Raw genomic sequence first — 10,567 nt, 5'->3', positions numbered from 1 at the left:
ACGGCCAGCTTCACCCAGTCGCGGATCGGTGCGTCTTTCACCTGGCACATGCGCCAGATGTCGCCGGCTTCCACGTTCTGGCTCAGCAGCACTTCGCCGGTAGCCAGGTCAACGATATTGGCCACGCCGTCTTCGGCGATTTCAAAGGTTTTGTCGTGCGAGCCGTATTCTTCTGCCTTTTGCGCCATCAGGCCCACGTTGGGCACGGTGCCCATGGTGCGCGGGTCGAAGTTGCCGTGCCATTTGCAGAAGTTGATCATCTCCTGATAGATACGGGCAAAGGTGGATTCCGGCATTACCGCCTTGCAGTCGGCCGGTTTGCCGTCGGCTCCCCACATCTTGCCGCCGCCACGGATCATGGCTGGCATGGAGGCATCGACAATCACGTCGTTGGGCGAGTGGAAGTTGGTGATGCCCTTGGCGGAGTCAACCATGGCCAGACGCGGACGGTGTTCCTGGCAGGCGTGCAGGTCGCGGATGATTTCTTCGCGCTTGGTGGCCGGCAGGGTCTCGATCTTTTCGTAGAGGTTGGCCATACCGTTGTTGACGTTGACGCCCAGCTCTTCAAACAGTTTGCCGTGTTTCTCGAAAGCATCCTTGTAGTAGATCTTGACGCAGTGGCCGAACACGATGGGGTGGGATACCTTCATCATGGTGGCTTTCACATGCAGCGAGAACAGGATGCCGGATTCGCGACAGTCTTCCATTTCTTGTTCGTAGAAGTCGCACAGCGCCTTCTTGCTCATGAACATGGAATCGATGATTTCACCGGCCTTGAGCGCGAGCTTGGGCTTGAGCACGATGGTCTTGCCGCTCTTGGTGGTCAGCTCCATCTTCACGTCACACGCTTTGTCCAGCGTCATGGATTTTTCGCCATGGTAGAAGTCGCCATGGTGCATGTGGGAAACATGGGTTTGCGACCATTGCTTCCATTCGCCCATGGAGTGCGGGTGCTTCTTGGCGTAGTTTTTTACCGCCAGCGGGGCGCGACGGTCTGAGTTGCCTTCGCGCAGCACCGGGTTTACTGCGGAACCCAGACATTTGGCGTAGCGGGCCTTGAGCGCATTGTCGGCGTCCGAGGAGGGCAGCTCCGGGTAGTCCGGCAGGGCATAGCCCTTGGATTGCAGTTCCTTGATGCAGGCGATCAGTTGCGAAACCGAAGCACTGATGTTCGGCAGCTTGATGATGTTGGTGTCCGGGTTCTGGGTCAGCTTGCCCAGTTCGCTCAGCGTGTCCGGTACTTTTTGCGCATCAGTCAGGTATTCGGGAAATTCGGCCAGTACGCGGGCTGCTACGGAGATATCTGCCGTTTCGACATTGATGCCGGCGGTGCCGGTAAAGGTACGGATGACTGGCAGGAAGGCGCTGGTGGCCAGCGCAGGTGCTTCGTCGGTCAGGGTGTAGATGATGGTCGGCTGTTCCGAAGGCATTGCTCTATCTCCAATGATTATTTTGACGTCAGAACGACTACGCGAGGCGGCTTTCGCACACCGGGGGATGTTCCGCTAGGCGCGTGTAAAGGCACTGCATAAGGCGGGCGGCTTGCCGGACTGCGTTAAGCAGCCTGTGCGTGGCAGCGCGGCCCGTAGACTTGCGGGTGACTTTTCGGAAGTGAATTATACCCCTCAAATGTTCGTACTGTTTGTAAGTATCCGAACTTTGCCATCCTGGCGAGGTAAACAAGTGTTCGAATGTGAATTTTTCGCACCGGTACTGTGAGTTGCAGTCCATAGCATAGTTCCAGCCAGGGCATTTTGCCGTCTGCCTTTGTTGCAGGACCGAGGCTGCAGCAATACCTCCTACCCCTACCCGCAGACCGGCATGACCGCCAGCGCCACTCCTTGTTATCATCCGGGCATTACATTTTCCTGCATGGTTTGTCTGCAATGCCCGAACTTATCCTGTTCAACAAGCCTTACGGGGTGATTTGCCAGTTTTCTCAACATGAGCTGCACCCCACGCTGAAGGATCATATCGCCATTCCCGGCGTTTACCCGGCCGGGCGGCTGGATACCGATAGTGAAGGCTTGCTGTTGCTGACCGGTGAAGGTGCTTTGCAGCATCGTATCAGCGACCCGCGCTGGAAACTGCCCAAGACCTACTGGGTGCAGGTAGAGGGGAGGGTGAGCGAGGTGCAACTGGATGCGCTGCGCGCCGGGGTGGATCTGGGCGACTTTGTCACCCGTCCGGCGCAGGTGCGCCAGATCGACCCGCCCGCCCTGTGGGAGCGCAAGCCGCCGGTACGTTTTCGCAAGACCGTGCCGGACTGCTGGTTGGAAATCATCATCAGCGAGGGTAAAAACCGCCAGGTGCGCCGCATGACGGCCAAGGTGGGCTTGCCCACCCTGCGGTTGGTACGCGCGGCCATCGGGCCGTGGCAGCTGGGTGACATGCAGCCTGGCGAGCTGCGCAGTATCGAGGTAAGTCTTGAAGATTTGCCGGCACTGTCCCATGCTGAGCGTCTGGGCAAGCCTGCGGCAGTGGCTACAGCAAAAACTGCGCCCACCGCAGGTAAGCCGCGCCCGCAGGCCTCTTTCCGTTTTGCGCACAAGAACAAGCCATGATGCATGCGGGCCCGTTCTGCCGCTAAAGGAGCGGGTGTAACTGAGAGTGGCAAATACGAGGCCGCAGCATGCAGATTCCCGAGTACTACAACCCGGTAGCGCGCGACATGGCACAGGTGTTGGTCGATGGTTTCGACAAGCACTATCGCCTGTTTCGGGCCTGTAACCAGCAGGCCAAATCCCTGTTTGAACGGGCAGACTGGCAGGGGGTGCAGCAGGCCATCCGGGACCGGATCCAGTTTTACGATGAGCGGGTGCTGGAAACCGTGGCTCGCCTGCACCACGAGTTTCATGCCGATCTGCTGGATGATGAAATCTGGCAACAGGCCAAGCTCTACTTCATCGGCCTGCTGACCAATCACAAGCAACCGGAGCTGGCGGAAACCTTCTTCAACTCGGTGTTCACCCGTATGCTGCACCGGGATTACTTCAACAACGATTTCATCTTTATCCGGCCTGCCATTTCCACCGAGTACATCGAGTCCGACCCGCCCAGTTACCGCAGCTATTACCCCGCCAGTCGCAGTATGCGGGCGGTAATGCGCAACATCATTCTGGATTTTGGCTGGTGTCGGCCCTTTGCCCATCTGCGGCATGATCTGGCGTTGCTCATGCGCTGTATCGCCACCTTTTTTGATGGTCACTGGCCTGCGGCAGAAGCCAATCTGCAAATCCAGGTGCTGTCATCTGCTTTCTACCGTAACAAGACCGCCTATATTTTTGGCAAGGTAATTAACGGTGGCATCAGCTACCCGTTTGCCATCCCGGTATTGCACGATGAAGCCGGACGCTTGTATCTGGATACCTTGCTGCTGGAGCCATGGCGCATCGGCGTGCTGTTTTCCTTCAGCCGGGCTTATTTCCTGGTGGATATGGAGGTTCCCTCCGCTTATGTGCAGTTTCTGCGCAGCATGCTGCCCAGCAAGACCAAGGCAGAGCTGTACACCATGCTGGGCTTGCAGAAACAGGGCAAGAACACCTTTTACCGTGATTTCATGCAGCATCTGCAGCACTCGAATGATCAGTTCATCATCGCCCCAGGTATCCGTGGCTTGGTGATGCTGGTGTTTACCCTGCCGTCTTATCCCTATGTGTTCAAGTTGATCAAGGACGTGTTTGGCGGCCCCAAGGAAGTTGATCGCGATACGGTAAAGCGCAAATACTGGCTGGTGAAACGGCATGACCGTGTCGGGAGGATGTCCGATACGCTGGAGTTCTCCAATGTGGCGTTCCCGCGCAGCCGGTTTACTGCCGAACTGATCGAGGAGCTACGCACGCTGGCCCCATCCATGATGGAGGAGGGGGAGGACAGCATTGTCATTCGCCACCTGTATATCGAACGGCGTATGAAGCCGCTGAACATGTACTTGATGCAGTGCGACGATACGGAAAAGGAACGCGTGATTCGCGACTATGGCCTGGCAATCAAGGAGCTGGCTTCCGCCAATATCTTCCCCGGTGACATGTTGTTCAAAAACTTTGGCGTGACGCGCTACGGACGGGTGATTTTCTATGATTACGATGAAATCGAGTACATGACGGACTGCAATTTCCGCAGCATTCCGCCGGCACCTAATCCAGAGATGGAGATGTCGGGTGAGGTATGGTACCCGGTGGCCCGCAATGATGTATTTCCCGAGGAGTTCGGCACCTTCCTGCTGGGAGATCCACAGGTGCGCAAGACCTTTCTTAAATATCACCGGGATCTGCTGGAGCCGCGCTTCTGGCAACAGCGTCAGCAGCGCATCAGGGATGGAGTGATCGAGGACTTCTACCCCTATCCCGAGGAAATGCGTTTTACCAATATGTGCACAGCCGCACAGAGGAAAGGCTGATTGTCCATGGTCCGGGTCCGGCTGCGGTTAAATGCTTTGGCAGAATAAAGAAAGGGAAGCCAGAGCTTCCCTTTTGATTTGAGCTGTGGTGTAAGACAGGCAGCAGGGGTCAATGGGCTGCAGCAAGGGGCAGGGCTGGCAGTTGGGACTCGAAATAGGCAAGTGGCCCGGCAGATGTAATGCCGATACAGAAGCAGTCGTCATTCCAGCGCGAAGAAGATGACTCACAGGTGTGTAGCAGTTCGAACAGGGTTTTTGCCTCGTTGAACAAGCCGCGTAAAGTCTGGCTGTTGCTCAGCCACAGGTGGATCTGCTTGGCCTGCGGGTGCTGACCGCGCAATTGAAGCCTGCCCATATCATCGCTTGCCAGGCAGATGGCTGGCGGAATGTGAATGCCACGCGCTTGCAGATCCTGCCGGGCGAGCAGCCCGACGTTGCCCAGCAGGGTACGTGCCTGCAATGACAGATTGTCGGCAAGGGTTGGGTTGGGTGCGGTGGACATGGCTGGCTGGATGAAGGGTTGCGAGCTGGGGGATTCGGTCAGTGGCATGGTTTTACTCCCGGAAGGTTAATACCTTGATGGTAGAAGGCCATGCGCGAATGGGAGTCTGATGATTGGCTGAGAATTTTCATTTTGATTGATGGTAAATTCCCTGCTGCATGCCGAGACGGCAGCATTATGCTGAACAGCAAACAGGGAGACCGAAGTCTCCCTGTTCTGGTTTTGCATGGGGTACTACTGGATCAGGAAGAACGCGGACTACAAATGTGGTCCTCGAAATAAGCAATGGGACCAGCGCTGGTCAACCCGATATGGAAGCAGGATGATTCGGGGAAGGTTTCACCTGCGGATTCAGTGGCACGAATGATTTCAAACAAAACTTCAACTTCTTTGAACAAGCTGGAAATTCTGGCATCGCTGGCAAGCCAGGTCAGGATGTCATCGGCCTGCGGATGATTGTTTTCCAGTGTCAGGCTACAGCCGGGGCAGCTGACCAGACTGATGGCCGGGGGCATGCTGATCTGACGGGCTGCCAGTTCTTCTTCCGCCTGGGCGGCGAAACGCGACAGTTGCTTTGAAGCTCTTTCACGAATTGCTTGAAGGGAAATGCTGCCATCATCTCCAGTATGACCAAACAGACGAATCAAGCCCGGATTGCTGGCAGTGCTCTGCGACGACATGATTTTTACTCCTGTTCTCTGGTTGTCATGATTTTTTCATCATAGAAGACCGCGGGAATTTTGCTGAATCATTTCAGCACTTTTTTCACTTGATAGAGAAAGTCGAGCGCCTGACGTGGTGTCAGCTCGTCCGGGTCGATTTCTTCCAGCATGTCCAGTGCCGGATTGGGCTCTATCTCTACTGCTGCAGTCATGGCTGGGGTGGCGGCAAACAGGTCGGGTTGAACCTTTGCCGCGGACTGGTTCTCCAGCTCCACCAGATAGCGTCGTGCTTCGCGGATGACCTTGGGTGGCACGCCCGCCAGTTGGGCCACGGCCAGGCCGTAACTCTGGCTGGCGGGGCCTTCGTCCACATGGTGCATGAAGACGATGCGGTCCTTGTGCTCGACAGCGGACAGATGGACATTGGCCACCGCCGGGTATTGTTCTGTCAGGGTGGTCAGCTCGAAATAATGGGTGGCAAACAGGGTATAGGCCTGGCTCTTTTCAATCAGCGCCTTGGCGATGGCCCATGCCAGGGCAAGGCCGTCGAAGGTGGAGGTTCCCCGGCCCACCTCGTCCATCAGCACCAGTGACTGGGCGGTGGCGTTGTTTAAGATATTTGCCGTCTCGGTCATTTCCACCATGAAGGTGGAGCGCCCGCCTGCCAGATCGTCGGAGGCACCGATACGGGTGAAAATACGGTCGATCTGGCCGATGACCGCACGGTTGGCCGGTACGAAGCTGCCGATATGGGCCAGCAGGGTGATCAGCGCATTCTGCCGCATATAGGTGGATTTACCGCCCATATTGGGGCCGGTGATCAACAGCAGCTTGCGCGCGTCGCTCAGTCGGGTGTCGTTGGCAATGAAGCGTTCCACTTCGGCTTCCACTACCGGGTGGCGACCTTCGATGATTTCCAGCCGGGTGTCGTTGACGAACGCCGGCTCAACGTAATTGTTGCTGCTGGCGCGTTCGGCAAAAGCAGCCAATACGTCAAGTCCGGCCACGGCCTGGGCAATCAGCTTGAGGTCGGGAATGGAGGGTGCCAGTTGATCCAGCAACTGCTCGTACAGCTGTTTTTCCAGCGCTAGCGAACGGTCTTGCGCCGACAGTGCCTTGTCTTCGAACTCTTTCAGCTCCGGCGTGATGTAGCGCTCGGCATTTTTCAGGGTCTGGCGGCGGCGGTAGTCATCCGGCACCTTGTCGCCTTGGGCGCGCGAAACCTCGATATAGAAGCCGTGCACGCGGTTGAATTCCACCTTGAGGGTGGTGATGCCGGTGCGTTCCTTTTCACGGGCTTCCAGTGCCAGCAGGAAATCGCCGCAGTCAGTCTGGATGGCACGCAGTTCGTCCAGGTCGGCATTGAGACCGTGGTTTATCACCCCGCCATCACGCAGAAAGGTAGCCGGTTCTGGCAGGATGCTGGCTGCCAGCAGGGTTTCCACCGGCGAGTTATCCGGCAGCAGGCGCGCCAACTCACCCAGCAGCGGGGCATCCAGGCTGGAGGCCAGTTGCTTGGCTCCAGTCAATGCCTTGAGTGAATCGCGCAGGGCGGCCAAGTCGCGCGGGCGAGCACTGCGCAGGGCAATGCGGGCGGTGATGCGTTCGATGTCGGCCACTTCGCGCAACTGGGCGTGGATGTCCTGATGCACCGGCAGCAGGGCACGTACCGATTCCAGCCGGCGTTGCAGCTTGTCGTGGCGGCGGATGGGGTGGTGCAGCCAGTGGCGCAGCAGGCGGCTGCCCATGCTGGTGGCGCAGGTGTCCAGCAAGGACGCCAGGGTGGGGGACGGTTCGCCGCGTATGGTTTCGGTCAGTTCCAGATTGCGCCGGGTGGCGGCGTCCATGCGGATCAGCTCGCCAGCGTCTTCCACCGCCAGTTGGGCGATGTGGGCCGGGTTCACGCTCTGGGTGGATTTGACGTATTCCAGCAGCGCACCGGCGGCACTGACGGCAACCGGCAGGGTATCGGCACCAAAGCCGGCCAGATCGTGAGTGCCAAAGTGGCGGGTCAGCGCCAGTTGGGCGGAGTCGTGGTCAAACTGCCAGGGTGGCAGCTTTTTGCGTGGGCAGTTGACCTGCTCGAAGATATTGAGGCCGCTATCGTCAGGCAAGACCAGTTCGGCTGGTTTTAGCCGTTCCATTTCGCTGGCGAATTCTTCCACGCTGGTTTGCATGATCTTGAATTCACCGCTGGCCATCGACAACCAGGCCAGGCCCAGCGTGCCCTTGATCATGTTGACCGCCAGCACCAGGTTGTCGCGCTTGTCGTCCAGCAGCGCGGCATCGGTAAGGGTGCCGGGGGTGACGATGCGTACCACCTTGCGTTCCACCGGCCCTTTGGCCAGCGCCGGATCGCCAATCTGTTCGGCAATGGCCACCGATTCGCCCATTTTCACCAGCCGTGCCAGATAGCCTTCGGCTGCATGGTAAGGCACGCCGGCCATCTTGATAGGGGTGCCGCCACTGCTGCCCCGTGTTGTCAGGGTGATATCCAGCAGGCGGGCAGCCTTTTCTGCATCCTCGTAAAACAGCTCGTAGAAGTCACCCATGCGGTAGAACAGCAGCTTGTCGGCATGCTGACTTTTAAGGGAGAAATACTGGGCCATCATTGGAGTGTGCTGGGGCGTGCTCATGCGCGTGGTGCTCTTATTGGTGCCGTTGGTGTGCAGATGACAACGCCCCGCAAGACGGGGCGTTGAAGCAAGGCTGCCGATTTTACCGTAGCCGTGGGGCGGTGTCAGGACGCTGTTGCCAGCGTACATTCTGCTGAAGTGGCCTGTTTGCCGTTTTTCCGCTGCCCTTACCGTTGACGCGCGTGGGACATGGTCGCTTTTTGTCATGCCTGCGTCACCTGGGCTCAGGATAATTTGCCGGTTTTGCCTTCTGATGGCGGTATGCATGACTATTTGGCGTGGCTGATGAAAAAACCGCAAACAAGGGCTGGCGCTGCCTGCGCCGCAGGCTAGTATGTCGGATGGATCTGCCGCCTTGCTGTGATCCTGGCCACGTAGCGCTGCCCGTTTACTCACTCTGATGGAGATAACCGATGTCCCAACTGCAAGCCCGTTCTGGCTGGCCTTATCCTGCACTACTTGCACACCGTGGCGGTGGCGCACTGGCACCGGAAAACACCGTGGCCGGCTTTCGTGCTGGACTTGCCTATGGATATCGGGGGGCGGAATGTGATGTGAAACTGTCGGCCGATAATGTGTGCTTCCTGCTGCATGATGACAGTGTGGATCGCACCAGCAATGGCCGTGGCCTGGCCGCCGAGCTCAGTATGGCGCAGCTGGTCTTGCTGGATGCCGGCAGCTGGAAAGGGGCGGCATTTGCTGGCGAGGCATTGCCCAGCTTTGCCAATGTGGCGGCCTGTTGTCGGGCGCATGGCATGTTGTTGAATGTGGAAATCAAGCCCTGCCCGGGGCGTGATGCAGAAACCGGCCGTATGGTGGCGCAAGAGGCTGCGCGCTTATGGGCCGGAGCGGCAGTACCGCCGCTGTTGTCATCCTTCAGCTTCGAAGCCTTGCAGGCCGCGCAGCAGGCTGAACCCGGACTGCCCCGTGCCTGGTTGGTGGAGGAGATTCCGGCAGACTGGCAGGACAGATTGCAGCAGCTGGACTGCATCGCCCTGCATTGCGATCACACGACCCTGAGCCCGGCTTTAGCGGCAGCCATCAAGGCGGCTGGCTACCAGTTGCTGTGTTACACGGTAAATGACGCAGCAAGGGCACGTGAAATCATGGCCTGGGGCGTGGACAGCGTGTGTACCGACCGGCTGGATTTACTGCAGCCAGCACAATGGCTGGCGGAGTGACGCGGTATGGCTGCTGATCTGGTGGAGTGGCTGGGCCTGTTGGCCGGGTGTCTGACTACCGTGTCCTTTTTGCCGCAGGTTTGGCTGGTGTGGCGCAAGCGCTCTGCCAGCGATATCTCACTGGGCATGTATCTGCTGATGTGTAGTGGCGTGGCCATGTGGTTGGCCTATGGCGTGCTGATCCACTCGCGGCCGGTGGTGCTGGCCAACGGCCTTACCCTGTTGCTGAGCGGCGCTGTGCTGGTGATGAAGCTGCTGTTTGACTTGCGTCGGCGCGGTATGTCGGCAAAGCAGCCGGGGACTGTCTAGAAGCTGGTCATTTGCAAGGCTTCTTCACGGTTGAAGTACTTGCGGAAAATTTTCAGCAGCGTGCCGTCCCGGCGCATGTTGTTGATTAGTTCACGCCAGCGTTCCTGCTGTTCCGGGGAGATGGTTTTTTTCGACATGATCAGACCATGCGGTGTCGGCTGGTCGTTGGTCTCCAGAATGCGTACCAGTTTGCTGACCTGGTATTTTTCCAGGTCGGAATAATCAAAAGGCTCGATGATGATGGCCTGGGTACGGTCCTGGCGCAGGTTCTGGTACAGCATGTCGTAGTCGTAACTCCCGACCAGTCTGCCGTTACGGTCCAGCTTGTCGACCAGCTGATTGATGGTGTCGCTGTAGCGGAAGCTGAGAATACCGCCCAGCTTCACATCGCTGCGGCTGTCAAATTCGCTCAGACTCTGGATGCCACTATCCTTGCGCACGATCAGACTGAACTTGTCGGCAAAATACCAGGCAAAGGCCGCGTAGCGTTCCCGTTCTTCATTGGTGATGCCGGACAGGCTGAAGTCCAGGTTGCCGACTTCCAGCAGCTTCCAGATGCGCGAGCGTGGCAGCAGGCTGACTTCTACCTTGCAGCCGCTACGCCTGATCAGCTCGTCAGCTACATCCTTGTCAATGCCGGTGCGTGTGCTGGCGTTGTACAGCAGGCCGTGTTCATGCAACGCCAGCGTATAGCTGCGGCTGCAGTCTGGTCCTGCGGCCTGCACCATGACGGAAGTGCACAGTAGTGCAGTCAGAATGACAGGCGGAAAGAATCTGGGCATTGGTGTGCTTTGCAGTCTGATTTTTGCTCAGAATAGCAGATACAGATTTAAGTGAAACGTCTTTGCCTTGTCATTACGCAGACAAGGCGGGCCAGG

8 protein-coding genes and 1 pseudogene are annotated in these 10,567 nt (G+C 57.8%); 4 read left to right on the top strand and 5 right to left on the bottom strand.

Going from position 1 to position 10,567, the window contains the following annotated elements:
* A partial coding sequence (locus tag QVF59_RS18040; protein WP_287881635.1) for an NADP-dependent isocitrate dehydrogenase occupies positions 1-1,430 on the bottom strand: 1,430 nt, incomplete at its 3' end.
* 456 nt (positions 1,431-1,886) lie between these two features.
* Here QVF59_RS18040 and QVF59_RS18035 point away from each other — a divergent pair.
* Positions 1,887-2,405 (top strand): annotated as a pseudogene (locus tag QVF59_RS18035) (pseudouridine synthase); the annotation flags it as partial.
* Between the two features lie 227 nt (positions 2,406-2,632).
* Complete coding sequence (aceK, locus tag QVF59_RS18030; RefSeq protein ID WP_287881633.1) at positions 2,633-4,399, top strand: bifunctional isocitrate dehydrogenase kinase/phosphatase; 1,767 nt, start codon at positions 2,633-2,635, stop codon at positions 4,397-4,399.
* Between the two features lie 109 nt (positions 4,400-4,508).
* Here aceK and QVF59_RS18025 read toward each other — a convergent pair whose 3' ends face one another.
* The 3 genes from QVF59_RS18025 to mutS all read right to left on the bottom strand — a co-directional run bounded on the left by QVF59_RS18025 (position 4,509) and on the right by mutS (position 8,199).
* Positions 4,509-4,949 carry a hypothetical protein gene (locus QVF59_RS18025; protein ID WP_159874971.1) on the bottom strand — a complete coding sequence of 147 codons (441 nt, stop codon included), beginning with the start codon at positions 4,947-4,949 and terminating at the stop codon, positions 4,509-4,511.
* 194 nt (positions 4,950-5,143) lie between these two features.
* Positions 5,144-5,548, bottom strand: a complete 405-nt coding sequence (locus QVF59_RS18020; RefSeq protein ID WP_287881631.1) for a hypothetical protein — start codon at positions 5,546-5,548, stop codon at positions 5,144-5,146.
* 101 nt (positions 5,549-5,649) lie between these two features.
* The gene (gene mutS / locus QVF59_RS18015) at positions 5,650-8,199 is read right to left on the bottom strand and encodes a DNA mismatch repair protein MutS (protein WP_287881629.1); all 2,550 of its coding nucleotides are present in this window, start codon (positions 8,197-8,199) and stop codon (positions 5,650-5,652) included.
* Positions 8,200-8,612: 413 nt separating this feature from the next.
* Between mutS and ugpQ the strand changes: the two genes are divergently transcribed.
* Positions 8,613-9,380, top strand: a complete 768-nt coding sequence (gene ugpQ / locus QVF59_RS18010) for a glycerophosphodiester phosphodiesterase (protein WP_205677480.1) — start codon at positions 8,613-8,615, stop codon at positions 9,378-9,380.
* A 6-nt stretch (positions 9,381-9,386) separates the two neighbouring features.
* Positions 9,387-9,689 (top strand): SemiSWEET family sugar transporter, encoded by a 303-nt coding sequence (locus QVF59_RS18005; RefSeq protein ID WP_159874974.1) that lies wholly within the window; start codon positions 9,387-9,389, stop codon positions 9,687-9,689.
* Here the strand turns inward: QVF59_RS18005 and QVF59_RS18000 are convergent.
* Positions 9,686-10,471, bottom strand: coding sequence for a substrate-binding periplasmic protein (locus tag QVF59_RS18000; RefSeq protein WP_159874975.1), 786 nt, complete (start codon positions 10,469-10,471; stop codon positions 9,686-9,688). The genes QVF59_RS18005 and QVF59_RS18000 overlap by 4 nt on opposite strands.
* Between the last annotated feature and the right edge of the window lie 96 nt (positions 10,472-10,567).

This window comes from Aquitalea sp., from assembly GCF_030150775.1.
Taxonomy (GTDB): Bacteria; Pseudomonadota; Gammaproteobacteria; order Burkholderiales; family Chromobacteriaceae; genus Aquitalea; species Aquitalea denitrificans.
The sequence above is the reverse complement of the archived record's forward strand: the minus strand, read 5'-3'. Positions and strand labels throughout refer to the sequence as shown.